This is a genomic window from Paenibacillus silvestris (assembly GCF_009882985.1).
Taxonomy (GTDB): Bacteria; Bacillota; Bacilli; order Paenibacillales; family NBRC-103111; genus Paenibacillus_E; species Paenibacillus_E silvestris.
In genome coordinates, this window is the sequence record NZ_WTUZ01000039.1 from 349573 (window position 1) to 370850 (window position 21278).

Annotated in this window: 12 protein-coding genes; 9 read left to right on the forward strand and 3 right to left on the reverse strand. The window is 44.5% G+C overall.

The genetic code is table 11. The annotated features are described in order from the left end of the window. Positions 1 to 11: 11 nt before the first annotated feature. The 8 genes from GQF01_RS30880 (at position 12) to GQF01_RS30915 (ending at position 14106) form a co-directional block, all read left to right on the forward strand. Positions 12 to 1922, forward strand: coding sequence for a stalk domain-containing protein (locus GQF01_RS30880; RefSeq protein WP_161410900.1), 1911 nt, complete (start codon positions 12 to 14; stop codon positions 1920 to 1922). 509 nt (positions 1923 to 2431) lie between these two features. Further along, a complete protein-coding gene (locus GQF01_RS30885; protein ID WP_161410901.1) occupies positions 2432 to 2971 on the forward strand; it encodes a GNAT family N-acetyltransferase in 540 nt (179 codons plus the stop codon). A 464-nt stretch (positions 2972 to 3435) separates the two neighbouring features. Beyond that, the gene (locus GQF01_RS30890; protein ID WP_161410902.1) at positions 3436 to 3936 is read left to right on the forward strand and encodes a shikimate kinase; all 501 of its coding nucleotides are present in this window, start codon (positions 3436 to 3438) and stop codon (positions 3934 to 3936) included. Positions 3937 to 4035: 99 nt separating this feature from the next. Next, positions 4036 to 7185 (forward strand): alpha-mannosidase, encoded by a 3150-nt coding sequence (locus GQF01_RS30895; protein WP_161410903.1) that lies wholly within the window; start codon positions 4036 to 4038, stop codon positions 7183 to 7185. Positions 7186 to 7470: 285 nt separating this feature from the next. Continuing rightward, complete coding sequence (locus GQF01_RS30900) at positions 7471 to 8427, forward strand: ABC transporter permease (protein WP_161410904.1); 957 nt, start codon at positions 7471 to 7473, stop codon at positions 8425 to 8427. A gap of 83 nt (positions 8428 to 8510) precedes the next feature. Beyond that, positions 8511 to 9347 carry a carbohydrate ABC transporter permease gene (locus GQF01_RS30905; protein ID WP_235960697.1) on the forward strand — a complete coding sequence of 279 codons (837 nt, stop codon included), beginning with the start codon at positions 8511 to 8513 and terminating at the stop codon, positions 9345 to 9347. A 56-nt stretch (positions 9348 to 9403) separates the two neighbouring features. Further along, on the forward strand, positions 9404 to 10993 hold the full coding sequence (locus tag GQF01_RS30910; protein WP_161410906.1) for a type 2 periplasmic-binding domain-containing protein: 1590 nt from the start codon (positions 9404 to 9406) through the stop codon (positions 10991 to 10993). 17 nt (positions 10994 to 11010) lie between these two features. Beyond that, a complete protein-coding gene (locus GQF01_RS30915; RefSeq protein WP_161410907.1) occupies positions 11011 to 14106 on the forward strand; it encodes an alpha-mannosidase in 3096 nt (1031 codons plus the stop codon). A gap of 55 nt (positions 14107 to 14161) precedes the next feature. On the opposite strand, the gene GQF01_RS30920 is transcribed toward GQF01_RS30915, so the two are convergent. Genes GQF01_RS30920 through GQF01_RS30930 form a run of 3 tightly spaced genes read right to left on the reverse strand, consistent with a single transcriptional unit; the run spans position 14162 to position 18664 of the window. Continuing rightward, positions 14162 to 15715: a response regulator transcription factor gene (locus GQF01_RS30920; protein WP_161410908.1), complete on the reverse strand. Its 1554-nt coding sequence runs from the start codon at positions 15713 to 15715 to the stop codon at positions 14162 to 14164. Beyond that, positions 15715 to 17538 carry a sensor histidine kinase gene (locus GQF01_RS30925; RefSeq protein ID WP_161410909.1) on the reverse strand — a complete coding sequence of 608 codons (1824 nt, stop codon included), beginning with the start codon at positions 17536 to 17538 and terminating at the stop codon, positions 15715 to 15717. Before GQF01_RS30925 ends, GQF01_RS30920 begins: the two co-directional genes overlap by 1 nt. Positions 17539 to 17575: 37 nt before the next feature. Beyond that, positions 17576 to 18664: a GntR family transcriptional regulator gene (locus tag GQF01_RS30930; RefSeq protein WP_235960699.1), complete on the reverse strand. Its 1089-nt coding sequence runs from the start codon at positions 18662 to 18664 to the stop codon at positions 17576 to 17578. Positions 18665 to 18794: 130 nt separating this feature from the next. On the opposite strand from GQF01_RS30930, the gene GQF01_RS30935 reads away from it, so the two are divergent. After that, complete coding sequence (locus tag GQF01_RS30935; RefSeq protein WP_161410911.1) at positions 18795 to 21068, forward strand: heparinase II/III family protein; 2274 nt, start codon at positions 18795 to 18797, stop codon at positions 21066 to 21068. Positions 21069 to 21278: the final 210 nt, after the last annotated feature.

The following is a 21278-nucleotide window of genomic DNA, read 5'->3' on the forward strand; positions in this document are numbered from 1 at the left end:
GATGGTGAACAATGACTAAATTACGCTCTACTTATCTAATTTTACTAGCAATTATACTAATTATGATTCAACCGCTCAGTGCTTTTGCTGCGGATTCCTTGACGAAAGATCAATCGGTCCATATTCAATTGAAGCTTGGAGAAGATCATATTACCATTAACGATCAAGCCACTACTGTTGAAACCCCTTATGCGAACAATGGCGTGACGCTTGTACCTTTGCGAGTTATTACTTCGGCCTTCGGCGCAGCCTTGAGCTGGGCATCTGAAACGCAAACGGTAGGACTCACCTATAATGGCACAGCTATTTCGTTGCAAATCGGCAGCACGACAGCAACAGTCAACGGTAAAGAGGAACAGATTGAAGTTGCACCTGAGTTGAAAAATGGTACGACTATGGTGCCTCTCCGCTTCATTTCGGAAAAATTCGGAGCCAGTGTGAAGTTTGATGAAGCGACTTCAACGATTACTATTTCTAGCACACGTGCAGCGGGCACGGATGCAGAAGGCATTGATTCAGATCTAGGGAAGACACATATCGGCAATAGCTATTATAGCTGGTCAATGAAGTATCCGACAGGCCTGGTGAAGAGTTATCAGAGCTTTAAGGAAGATTACGTTTCATTCGATGACGCAAATGGAGAGTACCGCTTTAATGTATCGGTAAAGTCTGATATGACCGAGAATATGTCGGAGGATGCTCTGCTGGATTTGCTAGTGGATCAAACGGATGATGAACCGATTTTAGAAAAGAAATATGTTTCAAGCGGTACACGTCCATATGCGCTCATTAAATCCAAGGATGATGATGAACTCTATGAATATCGCGCTTATCAAAGCGGCGACAAAGTGTATATCATCATTTTCACGATTGAAAAGGAAGAAAATGATAAAATTATTACGAAACATAACGGATACCAAGATCTACTAAACAGCTTTCAATTATCATTTGATACCAGTGTCAAAACCTTGAAAGACCTTTCATCAGTGAAAGATGGATTGCGCTTGTATACGGATGAAACGTATGGAATTTCCATCAAGATTCCAGCCGAGTGGTCCAAAACCGGAAGCAACAGCGAAATGATTCAGTTCACTGATCCGAAGAAAAAAAGAAGCATCAGTTATAAAGTGACTTCAAAGACGGAAAGCGACACACTGCAAAAGTGGTCTGAGCGTACCGCGGACAACTATACACAGCTATACGCTCCAGCGTATAGGAAAACGGAAGCTGCACGTAATCTCGTGGTTGACGGGAATCAGGCGCATGTGTCGCGAACGTCGAATACATTTGACTCCCGCATTTGGGATTCAACCGAGAATGTGTATCTCATCAAAGGAAATTATAAGTATTATATTGTGATTGATTTTAGCAATAAAGATGATCTTTCTGATAGCTTCATTCAAACCACTTTGCAATCAATTAAGATTGGTAAACCTTCCAGTTCGATCGGGACGATTAAAGACAGCTCGGAAAACTTGGACCGTTCGAAAACGAGTGTAGTGAAGAATAAGAACTATAACTATACTATTTCAATTCCTGATTACTGGAAGCTTAATTCAAGTCAAAGCAAAAATGGCACGCTGGAATACGCGTTTGGGATGGGGCATTTTCTTTTTCTAGCTGCTGATTCGGAGTTATCTAATTTAACCACCCAAGATATTGTCAAGCAGTTTAAGGAAAAAGCTCTCGCTCAGTACGGCGGCACTGATGTCAAAGAGACTGTCAACCGGACGGAAACGATTGATGGTGTTCAAGCGATGTGGCTAGAATGGGAGTTCAAGGACCTTGTAACGACAATGAGTCTCCTTCAAAAGGACGGCAATTATTATCTGTTCACGGCCGTTTATCCGAAGGCGATTCAAACGGATTTCTTGCAAAAGCAAATTCAGGATACGATCAAGTCATTCCAAACAACGAAATAATGCATGACACGAAAAAAGCTGGAGGTCATCTCCGGCTTTTTTTTTGTTTTATAGCGATTCACCAGCTGACGGTATAGAAGCTGCATAAGGTTGAGAGGGAGACATAACGCGCGGGTAGCTAAAGAGTGGACTTTTTTTACCCTCAAAGGTGAAATAACAGGAATTTCTACAGTTAAAAATGGCGCTGAGAAAGGATTTTGTAGAATAGAAGGAGTTTCTCCAGTTAATTTGGCCACAACAGCCCCTTTTATGAGAAAACGAGGGGAATAGCTGGAATATTTCCATCTAATCCCATATGAGCAGCTCATTTGAACAAATTAGCCGTATTATTTCCATGTAATGGTGTCAGCGACTTGTTCGTTGGCGCTTTTTTAAATGTGGTAAAATAAACCATTTAAATATAGCGGCTATCCAAATTTACATAAAGTAAATGCAGAATTTATATAATCCCCGAACTCTTTTTATATACTTAAATTGTTTGAATATAGGGACTAGGGTGGTAGAACATAATGATAAAAAAACGTAATTTGCAAGAATGCCATTCTCTTTTTAACTTATTAAATGATCCAGAGGTTTTTCCTTATGTTCGTTATAAATGTCAATCGTATGAAGAGTATTTATTCGTCACTAAACAGCTAATTGTTGAAGAAGACCAGCAGACATGTATTTCTAGAACGATTCTTAACGAAATGGGTCATCCTATTGGCACCATTGATTTATATGACATTGTGAATAAAGCAGGCTTCTTGGCGACATGGATTGGAGCCCCTTATTTTGGAAAAGGTTATAATCAACGAGCGAAGGAATCGTTTTTTACTGAGCTCTTCCTTACGCATCATATTGAAACGGTGTTCTTGAAAATCCGGAAACAAAATATACGATCAAAGAAAGCAGTTGAAAAACTGCCGTATGCCAAGTTTGCAAATGATTTAAACCCGCAAATCTATGCATCTATCAATCATACACAGCAGCTCTATGATTTGTATCAAGTAGAACGATTAGACTTTCTTGAGATTAGTGAAGGTATGCAGCATGAGGTTGCTACCTAAGAGAACCGGTACTCCGATGGGGTGCCGGTTTGTTTTGTTTTTAGGAGATAAGTGCTAACAGTTAAGTTCAGGAGGAGGAGTATAAACACCAATATGGAATTTATTTACTTAGAGCTTCTTGTTTGAGGTGATGTTAATGCTGGAAGAGATACTCACTATTATTTTCGGTGTTGCAATCTTCCTGGTTTTCAAAATGAAGTTAGGCAAAGACAAGTTTTCATGGAGAGATTATATATTTGAATTGATCGGGATTACGGTTTTCATCTTAATTATGAAATGGCTCATATCGTTTTTTAGGTAATGAAGTAAACATTTAAGGAGGCGGAACCAATGAAATTTATCGTTTCGGCAAGTGTAATTGTGGGTGGATACTTTGCCAATGTCTGAGTACTACATTCAATTACGAAAACAAAAGAATCGAATTTACAGCAGTTTAACTCTAGCAACTAAAGGCGAGGGAAAGCATGAACATTGTTCTAATAGGCATGTCCGGTGCTGGTAAGAGTACATTAGGAGTATTGCTTGCAAAAGCTTTAGGAATGGACTTCGTGGATACAGATATTGTTATCCAACAGCACCAGGGAAGGTTGCTTCAAGATATCATTGATCATGAAGGTATTGAAAAATTTTTGAAAATCGAAGAAAGAATCGTGTCAGCATTACAAGTAAATAATTCTATTATTTCCACAGGCGGAAGCGTTATCTATTCAGAAAAAGCTATGGATATGCTTAGACAAAATAGCCAGATTATTTATTTGCATGTTCCATATGAAGAAATTAAAAGAAGACTAATAAATATCACAACAAGAGGCATTGTCATAAGAAAAGGTAATCGTCTAAGAGATGTTTATGAGGAACGAGTCCCTTTATACGAAAAATATAGTACGCTGACTATTGATTGCTTCAATAAGGATATTGAACAATGCATAAGCGAAATGATAACAAATACACCTAGAGATCTTTAAAGAATGATTTTCCCCCTAATCAAAGGATTCCTATCACCTCACAGTCATCCCTCAGGGATATAGACTTATATAAAACTATGGTTTGAAGGGAGTATGTCAATGTTTTGGACAATTGAGAAGCTGCATGCTCGAATCAATGAACTGGAGCCTTTTCGCTACCGTGATGCGAGAATGATAGATACTTTTCGGATTAAACTTGATAGCGAAGGAGCGATAGGAGCTTATCCGACGGAAGACGGCGAGTGGAGTCATATTCAAATGGGGGAGCGCTGGAAAGGGCGCGATGTCTACTACTGGTTAGCTGCGGATGTGCTTATCCCTGCTGAGTGGAAAGGCAAGAAGGTCATTGGCCGATTTAACTTAGGCCAGACTGGCGGCGGGACGAACAGCGGTTTTGAATCGCTGCTTTTTCTGAACGGGGAGCCGTATCAGGGAGTGGATTCGAATCATGAGGAAGTATTTTTCGCTGAGGAAATGATAGGTTCCACGGTACAGCTTCGCTTCCGCTTGTGGTCTGGACTAGGCGGCTATCAAAGCCACCTCGAAATGGAGAGTCGGCTGGAAATGGCCGCTCTGTGCTGGCTGGATGAAGCATGCGACGATCTGTTCTACACAGCCAAAGCGTTGCTGGAAACGGTTCGCATCCTGGACGAGAATCGCCCAGAACGGCACCAGCTGCTCTCTATGCTGGATCAAGCTTTTCTGTTACTGGATTGGTCAAGGCCAGGCAGCGAAGCCTTTTACAACTCAGTAGCTAGCGCCCAGGAACAACTTCAAACTGCGTTGTCATCTCTGCCCAAGCTGCACGCGGTTGTGGTGCAATGCATCGGGCACACGCACATCGATGTCGCTTGGCTTTGGCGGCTGAAACACACACGGGAGAAAGCCGCGAGATCTTTTTCAACGGTGCTGCGTTTAATGGAGCAGTACCCGGAATACATTTTCCTACAAACTCAGCCACAGCTGTATGAATACATCAAGTCGGATTACCCGGAAATTTATGAGCGCATTAAGGAACGTATACAGGAAGGACGCTGGGAAGCGGGCGGTGCGATGTGGCTGGAGGCTGACTGCAACTTAGCTTCAGGGGAGTCGCTGGTGCGGCAGCTTCTATATGGAACACGATTCTTCCGTGAGGAATTTGGTGTTGAATGCAAGTACTTGTGGCTGCCTGACGTGTTTGGATACAGCTGGGCGCTGCCACAGATTCTACGGAAATCCGGCATTGAAACGTTCATGACGACGAAAATCAGTTGGAATCAATACAACCGGATGCCCCATGACACTTTTATGTGGAGGGGGATTGATGGCACAGAAGTACTGACTCATTTCATTACAACGCCAGATCCTGGTTCGAACGAAGGTGCTTTTTACTATACGTACAACGGGAAAGTCACGCCATCCTCGGTCCAAGGGATTTGGGACGCCTACCGTGATAAGTCGCTGAATTCTTCTTTACTGCTGGCCTACGGGTACGGGGATGGCGGGGGCGGCGTGAATCGGGAAATGCTCGAAATGAGACGCCGTCTAGATCAAATACCTGGGATTCCCGCAGTGAAAACGGGGCGCGCCGATACCTATTTTAACCAGCTGCAGCAACAGGTTTCCAATTCAAATTCCTATGTGCACACTTGGGATGGTGAGTTGTATCTGGAGTTGCATCGTGGCACCTATACAAGCCAAGCTTATAACAAGCTTATGAATCGTAAGCTGGAGCTTTTGTACAGAGAAACGGAATGGATGCAAGTCATGAGCAGTCTATTGAATGCCAGTGCGCATGCAGGGAACGGTGAAACCTCGCTCCTTCTGTATGAAGGCTGGAAAATTATTATGAGAAACCAATTCCATGACATTATTCCAGGCTCGTCGATTCGAGAGGTCTATGAGGACAGCAGGGTAGAATATGGTGAAGCGTGTATGATTGGAGAAAAAGTGTGGAATCAATCCGCTTCGTACTTAACAGGTGACAAGCAGCTGCGTGAAGTGGTGGTGTTCAACAGTTCGCCATGGGAGCGAGCGGATATCGTCGTCTTGCCCCAAGAAGAAGCGGCAGAATACTGGCTGGATGCTCATAATCGTCCGCTTGAGGCACAGCAGGTGGATGGGCAACAGTGGGTTAAGGTTGAGAATGTCCCATCGATGGGCTACGCGGCGATTCGTCAATCCGATCGAGCAGATACGGCTATGCCAAATAAGAAGGACAATCCATTCAAAGAGCGGCATCAGGGGTTAATCACGCCTTTTTACGAAATCGAATGGCATGCTAACGGTCAGATTGAACGACTCTATGATCGCACCCAGAAGCGGGAAATCATCGCCGAGGGTCAGAGAGGCAACAGATTCGAAGTCTTTGAAGACAAGCCGAAGGGTCGGCACGAGGCTTGGGATATTGACATTTTTTATACGGAGAAAAAACAGGAAGTGACCTGTGTGACTCGGATGGAAGTGACGGGCACGGGAGATTTGGCTGCCATCGTCCGTTTCGAATGGTCATACATGGATTCAAGCATTGTACAAGATATGGTGCTTTATGCGCATAGCCGCAGAATCGATTTCAAGACTCATGTCATTTGGAATGAGCAGCGCAAACTGCTGAAAGTAGCATTTCCTGTGCGAATTCGGGCGACGGAAGCTACTTACGATATTCAATTCGGCAATGTAAAGCGACCTACGCACTGGAATACAAGTTGGGACTACGCACGTTTTGAGACCGTTGGGCATCAGTGGGCCGATTTGTCCGAACGGGGGTATGGCGTCAGCCTCTTGAATGATTGCAAGTATGGCTATGATATCAAAGATAATGTCATGAGACTCACATTGATCAAGTCCGCGAAGGTTCCTGACCCTACGGCTGATATTGGTGAGCATCACTTCACGTACTCGTTGTTTCCGCATGCTGGCGATTGGTACGAAGGAAAAACGATGCAATCTGCATGGTCGCTTAATAATCCGTTGACGCATGCGCTGGGAACGCCTGATAAAGCATCATTCAGCCTGTTCCAGCTATCCTGCGAGCATGTCATGATAGATGCGGTTAAACATGCCGAGGAACAAGACGCGGTCATTGTACGTGTACACGAGTTCGCAGGCATTAGCGGACAAGTGGAAATGACGAGTGACATCGGAATCGTGTCCTGGCAGGAATGTGATCTGCTCGAACGACTTGAAGGCGAGCAGCAGCATGACGCGCGGATAAGCGTTCAGATGAAGCCCTATGAGATCAAGACATTTATGATTCATTTTCATTAGCATAAACGTAAGCTAGGCCGCGAATTCTACGCGGTCTGTTTGCATTTGCCGCGTATCTGCTGTCGAGTTCAAAGTGTGCTTTCCCTTGAGAAGAAGGAACACTACCGCCAAACCTATGAGACGTCACAATAACAACAGTAAAAATACATCATTTTTTGTAAAGATAAATCATTAATATTATGGAATAAACGGGCTACAATTAAGTCAAGAAATCATACAAGTGTTAAGAAAGAAAGCGCATTCGCGAAGCGTGTGTCAAACTACAAGAGAAAGCAGGAGATGAGTATGAGCGTTGTTAATGAGCAGGTAGGATTAGGCATCCCTACTTCGCGAAAGAAAGCAGGCCTACTTCCAAAGGTAATGAAGCAGAAGTTTCTATTCCTGTTATTAATCCCTGGCATGATATACTTTCTGGTTTTTAAATATGGCCCGATGTATGGGATTCTGATTGCCTTCAAAGATTATAGTCCAGCTGACGGCGTATTTGGCAGTCCTTGGGTAGGTTTCAAGTATTTCCGTGAGATGTTGGAAATGAAATATTTTTGGACGGTTACGTTAAACACGCTGAAAATCAGCATCTTGAAGATTGCTATAGGATTTCCAGCACCGATTATTTTCGCGTTGTTGTTGAATGAGTTGGTTTCCAATAAATTTAGAAGAATCGTGCAAACGATTTCATATCTTCCGCATTTCCTCTCATGGATTATTGTAGCTGGACTAATCTTCCAACTTGTTTCACCCAGATATGGCTTATATGGATTAATCAGCGATGCGTTTGGCTGGCAACCTCGCATTTTATTAGGCAACGCAGATTCGTTCCTGCAAATCCTCCTGGTTTCTAATGTATGGAAAGAAATTGGGTACGGCAGTATCATTTATTTAGCTGCCATTGCTGGGATCAACTCGGACATGTACGAATCGGCAGTTATTGATGGCGCGGGGAAGTTCAAACAGTGTATTTATATTACACTTCCAAGCATTTTGCCTACGATTTGTATGCTCTTTGTATTAGGGCTGGGAGGTATTCTCGATGGCGGATTCGACCAGATATTCAACCTTTACAATTCCATCGTCATGCCCAGTGCGGATATTATTGATACCTTTGTGTATCGGGTAGGCTTGGTTGATATGCAATATAGTTTCTCAACAGCTGTTGGAATCGCCAAAAGTGTCATTGCACTCATCCTTGTCTTATTCTCGAATTGGATTGTTGGCAAGCTATCAAACTATACAGTCTTCTAAGTCTTCTATTAAGGAAAGGAAAGAGCCCGCATATGAAATTAAGTGTAAGTGAAAGGATATTTAATGGTTTTAATATAGGTTTTATGTTGTTTATCTGCTTGACGATTGTTTTTCCATTCGTACAACAGGCCGTAATATCCATTAGCCCTCCAGATGAAGCGAGTACAATCGGGCTTCACCTGTTCACCAACAATCCAACCATTGATGCTTATAAACAGCTTTTTGCGACAGGCGCTTTACTTGAATCTTATTACTGGACGATTCTGCGTACGGTCTTGGGAACCTTTCTTACGGTTGTTGTCTCGGCAATGCTCGCCTATCCGCTATCCAAACGATACTTGTTAGGTAGAAAATGGTGGATGGGACTCATTATATTTACGATGTTTTTTGGAGGTGGATTAATTCCGACCTATTTGCTGGTCAAAGAGCTGCATATGCTCAATACAATCTGGTCTTTGGTCATCCCTGGCTTATGCAGTGCGTATACCATTGTAATCATTAGGAATTTTTTTACATCCTTGCCTGTTGAGGTGGAAGAGAGCGCATACATAGATGGAGCGAACGATTTTTCCATCTTCTTTACCATTGTTTTGCCTCTATCTACGCCAATTATTGCCACCGTGACGTTATGGTCTCTGGTTGGCCAATGGAATTCGTGGTTTGATGCCATGATTTATATATCCAATGGTGAAATTAAAGTTTTGCAAATTATTTTGAGAGATGTTCTTAATAATGCGCAGGATGCAGCGCTGGCCAATGTTATGGGGATTGAGAATGTCGATATGTCCGGTCAGCGATATACGGCAGAATCCGTGAAGGCAGCCATCTTGCTTGTCACCACGATCCCGATCATGATGGTATATCCCTTCTTACAGAAATATTTTGTTAAGGGAATAATGATTGGTGCTGTGAAAGGTTAATAGGGGTTTCAAAGGCTAGTCCAAATAAATGATGGAAGTAAAGGGGAAAATTGTCGATGAAAATTGTCAAAAGTGTTTCTGTTTCACTTGTTTTGACCACGGCTGCTGTTGCTGTTCTTGCGGGTTGTTCCTCGTCGAGCAATGACACGGAAAAAGGAACGACGGAAAAGCCGACCATCAATATTTTTACGACAAGAATTCAGCCTAATCCCAATTCGGAAGTCGTTCGGCAGCTGAATGAAAAGCTGGGCGTTGATTTGAAAATCACGGCTGTGCCTGATGCGGATTATGACACGAAGCTGAACTTGTTCGTTGCGTCCGGCGAGATGCCGGATGTGTATGGCGGCTATATTACAAGCAGCAAAGCGCTGTTTGACTCGGCAGCAACCTTGACGGAGGACGAAGTTAAGCAATACGCGCCTAACATCTATGCTTCATTTGTAAGCAGAGTAGGCAATCAGAAAAGCCACGTCCTCGATCTATGGTCCAGAGATGGCAAGCTGAAAGGCTTTAACAACGGGGCACTGGGCAACTCCTTGCCTTATGGCGTCGCCATTCGTTCCGACATGTTGAAAGAACTTGGAGTGAGCATGCCCAAAACGATTGCCGAGTGGGATGTGGTACTCAAAAAGTATAAGGAAAAATATCCGATCAATTATCCGATCACGGTTCAGAACGGCGGAGAAGCGCAGGCGATGTATTATTTCTTGTCTGCATACGGTGTGCGGCGTGACGCTTGGATTTATAAAGATAACCAAATTCAATATGCGCCATTCATGCCAGGCATGAGAGAAGCGCTGATTCAGCTTAACAAATGGTATAAGGCCGGCTACATCAATCCAGAGTACTACACGATGTATCAGAATACATCGACGCCAGTTGACGAGTTTGTCAATAACAACGCACTTTTCTACCAATATTACAATACGACGCTCCAGATCAACCCACCCTTTGATGAAGGAAGCATTGGTGCCAAGCTAACGGCGAAATATCCGAATGCGAAGCTGGAATGGGCGCCATTCCCGACACTGGGGGACGGCAGCAAGGCGATTGTCGCCAACGCACCGATGTTCACCAATATCGTCTTCTTTAATAAGAAGCTGGAGAAAGATCGCGATAAACTGCATAAAATTATGACGGCTTGGGACACCATTTTTGGTAATCCAGAGACGTATACACTGGCCAGGTATGGTTTACTGGATAAGCACTATACGCTTGTCAATGGTTCGCCTGTGACCAAGCAGGAATTCTCAACGAATGAGGCCAAAGCCAAAGAAGGATTCGGCTGGCCATTCATGGGCGCTTTCGATGCCACGGATGATGTTAATGCGAAGGTGCTTCCTGCTTTTGTAAAAGAGAACAGACAGAAACTACTGTTTGACGATAGTGGACTGTACAGTAAGAAAAATGTGGATTACCTCGTCACTACGGATAAACCGACGGTAGAAGGCCCGGTTACCTCTGAATCCGGCGAGAATTTAGATGGCAAGAACCAAACGTATGCGACACAATGGAACACCATGTTCACATCGGTCATCGTTGGTGAGAAGACAATTAATGATTTCGACGCTTTTATTGCGGATTGGAAAAAACAACTCGGTGATGAGTTAGTCAAGAACGCGAACAGACTGTATAACAAAAAGTAAGGAGAAAACGAAAAGCGATGCTGAATGACAAACAGACTGAGCGCATGCTAGGGAAGCTCAAGCGATTCGAGAAAACGATAGAGCCTTACATGTTCACCAGAGTAGATACGTTGGATGTAGAGATTTACCGAACTCCGGAGAGGCTGCATCGCATACCGGAAAGTCATTTGTTCGTCCAGGCCAGTTCGGGGGAAGTATGGGGCGGTGAAGGGAAGTATTGCTGGCTTAAAGGAACCTACAAGGTCAAGCAAGAGCTGACTAATCAAACGTTATTCCTGAAACCGCATGTCGGAGGACATGAGACGCTTCTCTGGGTAAATGGATCGCCTACGGGCATATTTACACTAAGTCATGGGAATCACTACAGCGATTTATTGAAGTCGAATGTTCAAGGCGGAGAGCTCATTGACATTGCACTGGAGTCTTATGCGGGGCATTTTTCAGCAGCAAGCCAGCCTTTAGCGGATTCTCCGCGATCCGATTTCATCCATAAATACGAATCCATCGATATTTGTGTGAAAAACCATCAGATGGCCGATTTTTACTTCGACCTGAAAACCTTTAATCAAATGGCTAACGCATTGGATAGGAATAGTTTTGTTAGAGCTAATATTATTAAAACGTTAACGGAAATCCATGAAATTCTCTATTATTCCCCTGATAATATTGAGACCAGCTTATTTGTGGAGGCCGTTTCGCAATCCAGTAAGCTCATTAAAACGTTATATCAATACAAGAATACCTCCTTGGCACCAATTGCGGCGGTCATTGGGCATTCCCATATGGATACGGCATGGCGTTGGACAATTGAAGAAACCGTTAAAAAGTGCGCGCGTACGTATGCCAATCAGATTAGTTTAATGGAGCAGTATCCGGAGTACAAATTTGTGCAAAGTTCTGCCTATCATGGACAAATGATGTTGGAGCACTATCCAGAGTTGTTTGAAAAAATCAAAGTTGCAGTTAAAGCCGGTCGGTATGAACCGAATGGAGCCGTATGGATTGAATGCGATGGCAATCTAGTCGGCGGGGAAATGATGCTGCGGCAGTTCGTATGGGGGCAGAGATTTACACGGGAGCATTTCGACTATACATCGAATTGCTTCTGGCTGCCAGATACATTCGGGTACAGTCCTTCCATTCCCCAGATTATGAAGGGGTGCGGGGTCGACTATTTCTTGACGACCAAGATGTCGTGGAACGACACGAACAAGTTTCCGTACGATACCTTTTATTGGCAGGGATTAGATGGGACGAGAGTGCTAACGCATTTAAATAAAACCCATCTGTGGCCGGATCCGGAAACTGCTACTGATTCCGTGCTGGACGGTCATCGCTCCAAAGATGCAATCACGGATAAGAGGGTGTCCAACATGCGTCTGCTGGCCTATGGTTATGGCGATGGTGGCGGGGGTCCGCAATTCGAAATGATTGAAATGGCGCGGAGATGCAGCGATTTGGAAGGATGCCCGAGAGTGGAGACGATGCTGGTTGGTGATTTCATGCAAAAATTAGAGCAGTCACTTACCAGCGCTCCCGTATATGCAGGTGAATTGTACCTCGAGCTTCATCGGGGAACGCTGACAAATCAACATACAATCAAACGTAATAACCGATTGTCCGAAATACGTCTGCATGATTTGGAATATCTGACAGTTAGAGATGCAGTGAACCGTGATGCAATATGCCGTGATACCGATATTAGGCCACTTGTGGAGATGCTATTAATCAATCAATTTCATGATATTTTGCCGGGGACATCGATTCCGGAAGTGCATGATCGTAGCATCTCGGAGACGACGCACATCATTCAGCAAGCGGATGAATTCATTAAACAAGTTGTGCCTGCACAACCTGCGGACAGCAAAGTATCGGTTATAAACACATTAGCTTTCGATCGCAATGATACGATCTATTTGGATGCTGTGGATGGCTGCATGATCCAAGGGGAATATGCCCAGCAACGAGTAACCGATCTGTGGGGACGCAAACAGCTAGCAATCGCTGGTGTGACGATTAACGCTCTATCGTCTGTGGTGCTGGAGCGGGTAGTAGGCGAATCTAGTGAAGGCTCCTGTTTCCATTATGAGAATCATACCCTGGATACGCCATTCTACAGAGTGGTTTTCGATGAGAAGAGCTTTATCAAATCGATGATCGACAAGAGTTTGAATAGGGAGCTCAGAGGAGACGGTTATGCCCTGAATACACTGCTCATGGCGGAGGATGTGCCGACTGCTTGGGATAGTTGGGACATTGATGCGGATATTGAGCTTAAGTTTAAGGATAACGCTGAACTGCTCTCAAGTGAAGTTGTCTCGGATGGGCTTGTGGAATTTAGAATCCGCAATCACTACAAATTGACCGCCAAATCGAGCTTGCGACAGGACGTCATTTTCTACAGTGACAGTAAGCAAGTGAAATTCGAGACGTTGATGAACTGGCAAGACGATCACAGACTGCTCAAGACCGTATTTGATACGAGTGTATTTGCTGATTTTGCAAGACAGGAGCTGCAATTCGGCTACATCAAGCGGTCAACGACTCGTAATACGGATATTGAAAAAGCCAAGTTCGAGGTGTGTAATCATAAATACACCGATTTGTCAGAAACCAGGTACGGTGTTGCCCTGTTAAACGACTGCAAATACGGCATATCCGTCCATCAATCCCAGCTTGGACTGACGCTTCATAAAGGCGGCTGCCGACCGGATTTCAGGGGAGATAAGGGCGAACACAGCTGCTCCTATGCGTTCCTGCCGCATCACAGCGGTTTCGATGCAGATTCCGTCATCAAGCCCGCCTATGCGTTCAATTATAAGCCAATTATCGTTCCGGGTGCCTGCAGCTTTGAAGCATTTATTCGCGTAAGCGAACCGAATATTATGATTGAAACGATTAAGCCATGCGAAGATAACGATAGGGCCTATATCATCAGGTTGTACGAGGCAGAGGGGACTTATACCAACTCGACGCTAACGTTTGCGAACGATATGGTCAAGGCTGCTATAACCAACATGCTGGAAGAAGACTTGGAGAAGCTGGAAACAAAGAACGTGATAGCTCTTAGTTTTAAACCATTTGAAATTAAAACAGTCAAGATCAGCTATTAATGTACAGCAACCCGAACAAATAAATCTGCCGCAATTGCACGGCAGATTTATTTGTTCATTCATGGCCATCCATGAATTGTTTGGGGCTTTTGCCGGTCAATTTCTTGAATGTTCGGCTGAAATGTTCTGGGGATGTGTAGCCTACTTTCTCACAAATTTCATAGATTTTCAGGTTGGATGATTTCATAAATTCAATTGCCTTGGTCATGCGAGTGTGAGCCAGATAATCCGTGAAAGTGGTATCGCGTTTCTCAGAAAACAGCCGACTAAGATAGCTGCTGTTCATATTAAACTTGTTGGCAACGGATTGCAGGCTTATATCGTGCATATAGTTTTCTTCTACGTAGTGTTTAACCTGACTAATCATGGAATTCTCGCCATTGTGGGTCTTAACGACGGCAATCACGGAGGATAGCCATTTGTTGAGCGAGTCCAGATCGCCGTAAAATTTCAAATGTTCCTCGTACGTATTGCTTAGCTCGCGCAGCTCGCCGTAGAGGCCATTCTGCATCGCAAAATCCATGAGAAAAAAATGATATTTCATGTAGAGTTCTTTGATAGCTCGAATATGGCTGGCACTCACGGTTTGTGGTGTGATGATGACGTTATGGATTTCCGGTTTGCGCTTGTCAAAAAGGATGGCACTCAGTTGATCCTTTAAGAGGGCTACTTGTTGCCGGCTGTCGATCGAAAGTGGCGGTGTTTCTTCAAACTTCGACGTATAGGGAATGATGGAACCGTTGCCTGCAACAAAGCAATAATCCACGGACAACCTTGCCTCATGAAGGAGTTGTGGAAGGGTTGAGAAGTCGCTAGAAATACGACTGACTCCCAGATTGATCCGAAATCCGCTTGGGCGAAATGTGCTAAAGGCACTCCTTAAATGATGCATGATAGAAGCTTCGGATTCCTGCGGAGCATAGAGCGTAAGAATTAAATACTCGTAAGGCGACGTCTGAATGATTTCAACGTGCGCTTGACTACTAGAGGCGAGAATCTCCTCGTTGGGAGAGAGGCATTCCGAGATGGCATTTTTCATGGATGCTTCAGGTGTTGAGACATTAGCGTCAAGCTTGTTCAATCGTAGTAGAAGCAAGGTTAGGCGCCTTTTTTCATTGTTGCACAACAATTCTCTCAAGGTGCTGATATCGCTAGACGTAAGATTTTCCGCTGCCAGCCGGCTTAATAGCGTTTCTTTCATTAGATCCTTGCTGGAGACGGCTGGCATTTGTTGGCGATCGCTCAACCGTAGATTGGACAGCGTGTGATTGATATGGTCTTCCGTCATCTCAGACTTCAATAAGTAGTCTTTAGCGCCAAGCAAGAAGGCTTCCTTCACCAAATGAAAATCGTTAAAGGCACTGATCACAAGAAAGGTTATATCACGTTTAATTGCCAAAGTATCTCTGATCAACTGCAGTCCGTCCATGATCGGCATCCTTAAATCCGTAATCACCAGGTCTACGTGGTTGTCTTGTTTCATCCAATTATAGGCATCTTGACCGTTAAAGAACTCGCCCGCCAAATGAAGAGACAGGTCATCCCAATGAATCATGCTCTTAAGCATCTGTCTTACGTAAGGCTCGTCGTCAACAATAATGGCATTCATTATTCGTTGGTACCTCCTTCGTTAATGAAATGGGCTTGGGCATCTTCCATAGTGTCCAATACGGGCAGAATAATTTTTACATTGGTGAAGAAACCGGTCGCACTCTCAATCTCGATTCCATAGGGTTCCCCGTATTGGAGTCGGATTCTTTTATGAATGTTAACGAAACCGATGCGCAGCGAGTCTGAAGAAAGTGTGGACGGTTGAACGAGCAGATTGTCGATGATCTGGTTGGCGATACCAATCCCGTTATCATGGACGGAAAGAATCAGGGTCGTGCTGTTTTTTAAAAAGGAAGAAAGGATAATGTTGGCTTTGGCGCCTGTGTTCAAATTTTGATTCAAACCATGCATGATGGCGTTTTCAACGATGGGCTGTAAAATCATATGCGGTACAAGCAAATGGGCAGTTTGCTCTTCAATCTGATACTCAACGTTCAAATGATGATCGTATCTCAGTTGCTGCAAAGAGATGTAGTCTTTCGTATTCTGTATTTCCTCTCTTAAGGCAATAACATTGCTAGGGTGACTTAGGGTATTCCTGAGCAGACGGCTTAACGTAACCAGCATTCTGGCCGTGATTTCGTCCTTATGCTTCATTGCGGAAAAGCGTATGGAATTAATGGTGTTGTATAAAAAATGCGGATTAATCTGATATTTGAGCATATCAATCTCGGATTTGCGCTTTTGGCTTTCGATTTCAATTGTATGTCTAAATAAGTGGTCGATTCGGTCCACCATTTGATTGAATCCGCTTGCAATTTCGCTGATTTCGTTTTTGGAATTGGGCATGACGGCCATTTTAATGTTCATTTCTCCAACCTTTTTCATTGCATTGGCAAGACGTTTGATGGGAAGGAGAATCTCATTAGAAATAATAAATGAAAACAGAAACATGAGAATCAGCAAGGCTGCTGCAAGAATGGTGGAAAAAAGAATGATGGATGAAGAAGCTTCCGTTACATGCCTCGATGATGACAACTGAACGATGCGCCAATTCGTAACATTCGATATATTATGTAAAACGAAAAATTTATCGATGTACGAGATGTTGTTCGAGTTTTGATCGAGTGGAAGTTTTTGTGTCATTAAAGCAATTTGATGATCGCTAAGGGGGAGAGCATGATCGTTTCCGGCAATGATGGTATCGTCTGTATCCAATACGCGAATGATGCTGTCAGCAAATCGAAGTTCATTGTTTAAGAGAGCGTTCATCTTCTGCTGACTAACCAGCAGGATAATTTGACAAAGGATCTCAGACGGATTATTGCCCATAATGTTATAGATGTTTTTGGTGATCACGGAATAGGTGCCATCGAAGGAGCCGAAGGGAGTGACCTGATTGCTAAACCAACGCATGTTGGGACTGGCTTCGGTGGTGACAATGATGGGATTACTCTTGAAGTCATTCGTAACGGATACAAAGGATTTGTAGCTGTAGACTACACGCCCGTCGATGATAACCATGGCAGCAGAAATCACATCATCCGTTGCAAACAAGCTCTTAATTTGCGGGTCAAGGCCCGTTGTGCCGATGTATTTCGCATGTTGGATATTCCCTTGCTTGATATCGCCTAATGCAGGGAGAGCAAGATTATAGAAAGTGGATGAATTTGAAAGAATGTCCATATACCTTTGAAATCTTAGATACAGAGCGTCGAGGGAAGCCTGACTTTGCTGCATATCAAATGAAATTGTACGGACCAGCTCTTTTTGAGCATTGGTTTTGATGGTGTAGTACGAATAATAGGAAAGCGCCAAAAGCGGGATGACGGCAAGAAAAAGATAGGATAAGAAGAATTGATTTTGAATTTTTGTTTTCATTGGAATCAACCCCATCGATGGACTTGTTATAAATATTCTAGGATCGGGCCAGGTTGGGACTTACCGTCGAGCCACGGACAATAAGCTGGCAGGGAAGCGTAAGGATGCTGCGTTCTTGGATGGGGTTCTGGATCAGAGAAAGGACACGTTTAGCGGCTTCTCTGCCCATATTTGTCTCATTCTGATCTATGTAAGTAAGTGGAACTTCCGAAAGTTCAGACTTCTCCTGGTTGTCGAAACATACAATCGATAAGTCCCGCGGAACAACGAGATTCAATTCCCGTGCGCTTTTCATGGCGAACAGGCCGATCGTCGACGTTGTCGCTACGATGGCAGTAACATCCGGATGATCCAACATATATTGCTTGATTTGTTCGTAGATCGACAAATGATTGTTAAGTATTAGTCGTAATCGATATTCGATGGACAGTCCAGCATCGCTTAAGGCTTGCTCGTAACCACGCAACCGATCCTCGATGCTCGTGGTGCCCGTAATCGCTGTGCTGAGAAAGCTAATGGTGGTATGGCCGAGACTTGTCAAATGTTTCGTTGCTTCATAAGCTCCAGTAAAGTTATCGGAGCTTACGCAGTTGGCGTCGAGTCCGCGTAAATACCGGTCTACGATGACAAAAGGATAATCGCCCAAGGTCAACTTCAATATTTCACTATTGAAAGTCTCTCCCTCCACTGGATAAATGATAATGCCTTTCATACCGAGTTGAGTGAGTTCTTTGAGCCGTTTAATTTCTACTTCCTGCCTATCGTGGGTAAGTTTGAATACAACATGATAGCCATGATCAGCCAGCTCTTGTTCAATGCCAGTTAGTAAGTTGGCGGTATAGAGATTGTCAAGGCGAGGCATCAGGAAGGCGATACATGATTCCAGTGATTCTACTGGCTCGAACGGTGTGAGCGGAAGCGCTGCACTATCGGAAATAAAGGAACCTTTTCCTTGAATCCGATAAATAAGACCTTGGTTCACGAAGGCTGCCATGGCATTTTTTACCGTAATACGGCTGACGTTAAACTGCTCGGCGAGCTCATTTTCCGAGGGGATTTTATCTCCCGGCTTCCAGATGCCCTGTTGAATTTGGCTCATCATATAAGTTTTTAATTGAATGTACATGGGTATCCTTGCTGGTGCACTGGACATAAGTTTCATCATTCCTTGTATTTATGTATATAACAAATGTACAACTTATTTCTTTATTCGTAAAGAACTTCAGAAAGCGTATTCATAGGAGGAGAAGATAACCATGGCTGAAATTAGCAAGAAACAGCATCCGTATTTATATTTTGATCAAACTTGGGTTGCACGTTTTAGGGTTCAATTGCAGAAGGATGAGAATCTGGAGCGCGAATGGCAGGCTTTTGTAGCCAAGGCGGATGACATGTTGGGAAATGGCTTCACAGATGAAAGCGAAGCTGACGGAGAAGATTCCCAGCACGGCAGGTATGGGCCGCCGAGCGAGCAGGTTGCCAAGATGGGCACAATACTTGGCCTAGTGTATCAGGTAACGGGCCAAGAGCACTATGCAAAGAAACTAAGGGAAGCGCTCCTTCATTACAGCACTTATACGAAATGGCATGGTAAAGGCCTGCTGAAGAACGATCCGCCATGGCATTCGGAGTTAAATACGTCCCGCTTCTGCCACGGTTTTGCCGTCGGCTACGACTGCATCTATGATGTGCTGAGCACGGAAGAGCGTATGACAATTCGCCGGTCCTTGCTCGACCTTGGCGTTCTGCCGACATTGAAGGATTGGGTATTTGCTGATACCCGTACGCATGCACTTGATTCCATGGGCCATAATTGGTGGGCTGTGATGATTGGATTAGCGGGAGTCGGGGTGCTTTCCGTCATTGACGAGGAACCTGAAGCGAGCGCATGGCTGGAAGAAATCATTCGTATTTTCCCTGAATACTTTCTGTACAAAGGCAGTGTCCTTGGCAATAAAAGTTTGAATTACGACGAAGCGGGAGCTTTCTACGAAAGTCTCAACTATGCCGATTATGGCCTGTATGAATATCTGGTCTTCAGGTTGGCTTATCAACATTCGTTCGGATATACGGATTTTTCCGATATTCCTGTGCTCGCGAAGGCTGGAGACTTCTTCCTGCATACGACGTATCCGGCTTCCGAACGCCCGCTGACCGTTAATTTCGGTGACGGTTATATCTATTCAGGAGCCGTGCAATCGGCAAAGATGCTGCTGGCCAACGGGCTCGACGATCCGCGTTTGCGCTGGTATTTGAAGGAATGGAAAGCGGAGTACGGGTTTTATGATTTCATCCAGCAGGATCGTATTTGGCAGGGGGAATCGAGTCCACCATCCGCTGCTGAAACATCGGCGATCTATGCGGATATCGGCTGGGCGACGATGCGCGATGGCTGGGAGAAGGATCGCACGATGCTGGCGGTGAAGTCCGGCTTCACCTGGAATCATGCTCATGCAGATGCTGGTTCTTTCGTTCTTTACCATAAAGGGCGGCCCCTCTTGATTGACTCAGGCAATTGTTCTTACGGGAGACCTGAATATGTTGATTACTATATGCAGAGCGAAGCTCATAATGTCGTGTTGTATAACGGTGAGGGACAACTGAGGTCGGATGTGACTCGAGGCGTGAAGGAGCCTGGACACGTGTATAATTTGGTGGATCATGCTGGCCTTCGTTATGTTTACGCAGACGCAACTGGGCCGATGTCGCTGCATGTCTCTAGGAACTTCCGTCATTTTCTCTGGGTCGACGGCGTTATCGTCATTATGGATGACATTCGGACGCATGAGCAAGGCAACCTGCAATGGTTGCTTCACTACGAAGGGGATACCAGCATAGACAAGAATGGCTCCTTACGTATCACGAACGGCGATGCCAGTGTGATTGTTAAGCATGTATTCCCTCAGAAGCTGATCATGAAGCAAAAGGAGGGGATGGCGGACCACAATCCTGATAGCAAGGTGACATATGTATCGTTTGAAATAGAGGAGCTCGTTCATGAGGCAAAATTTATTACGGCATTACTCCCACTGGAATCAGAGCGTCCTCTGCCGGAAGTGACTGCCTTAGAAGGGTATGAAATGCAAGGGATACGCATTCGTTCCGGCGGCAAGCAAACAGATATTTACTGGAATCTCCGGGCAGATGGCCGGGTGATGCATCAGAATTGCATCCGCAAGTTGAATGGATGGGAGACAGATGCTTATCTGATAGCCATTACGCGATCTGAAGGTGCTGATGAGGAGGATTGGACGAATGTCGAGCGCTGTTTTATCGGTTACGGAAGTGTTCTCCGCTATAGCGGACATACGCTGTTTGCCTCGATGTCCAGAGCGACGGCTTGCATGGAACTCAGTGCTGAGGAGGTTACGATCTCGCTGCAAGGTCAACCTTACATTCGTGCAGAGATACGGCCTGCCGTTATGCCAGAGCAGGTAACTGCGGCTGGGGATGCCAAGGTGGTCTCTTGCAGCAATGGAGTCATCACCATTCGTCAATCAACCGCCATGGCGACACGGCGTCCCGGTTGAAAATTCGTAGCGAAAGATCAGCTTTGGTTGATCCGCACATAAGTGAGCAACGGTAAAAATGCATCAATATTTGTAAAGAAACATCATTCAATTAAGATTGTGAGAGCGCTATATTAAGGAAGGAAAGAGAATGTAAGCGATTTCCAATGGGGTTCAAAGGGGGGATGAAGTAATGGATCCATAGCACGATAAAGCGTATGGGAAGATTCA

Coding starts and splice junctions, on each gene's coding strand:
- GQF01_RS30935 (WP_161410911.1), top strand. CDS start 18,795: ATGGCTGAAATTAGCAAGAAACAGCATCCGTATTTATATTTTGATCAA.
- GQF01_RS30885 (WP_161410901.1), top strand. CDS start 2,432: ATGATAAAAAAACGTAATTTGCAAGAATGCCATTCTCTTTTTAACTTA.
- GQF01_RS30930 (WP_235960699.1), bottom strand. CDS start 18,664: ATGTACATTCAATTAAAAACTTATATGATGAGCCAAATTCAACAGGGC.
- GQF01_RS30915 (WP_161410907.1), top strand. CDS start 11,011: ATGCTGAATGACAAACAGACTGAGCGCATGCTAGGGAAGCTCAAGCGA.
- GQF01_RS30890 (WP_161410902.1), top strand. CDS start 3,436: ATGAACATTGTTCTAATAGGCATGTCCGGTGCTGGTAAGAGTACATTA.
- GQF01_RS30900 (WP_161410904.1), top strand. CDS start 7,471: ATGAGCGTTGTTAATGAGCAGGTAGGATTAGGCATCCCTACTTCGCGA.
- GQF01_RS30920 (WP_161410908.1), bottom strand. CDS start 15,715: ATGAATGCCATTATTGTTGACGACGAGCCTTACGTAAGACAGATGCTT.
- GQF01_RS30895 (WP_161410903.1), top strand. CDS start 4,036: ATGTTTTGGACAATTGAGAAGCTGCATGCTCGAATCAATGAACTGGAG.
- GQF01_RS30925 (WP_161410909.1), bottom strand. CDS start 17,538: ATGAAAACAAAAATTCAAAATCAATTCTTCTTATCCTATCTTTTTCTT.
- GQF01_RS30910 (WP_161410906.1), top strand. CDS start 9,404: ATGAAAATTGTCAAAAGTGTTTCTGTTTCACTTGTTTTGACCACGGCT.
- GQF01_RS30905 (WP_235960697.1), top strand. CDS start 8,511: ATGTTGTTTATCTGCTTGACGATTGTTTTTCCATTCGTACAACAGGCC.
- GQF01_RS30880 (WP_161410900.1), top strand. CDS start 12: ATGACTAAATTACGCTCTACTTATCTAATTTTACTAGCAATTATACTA.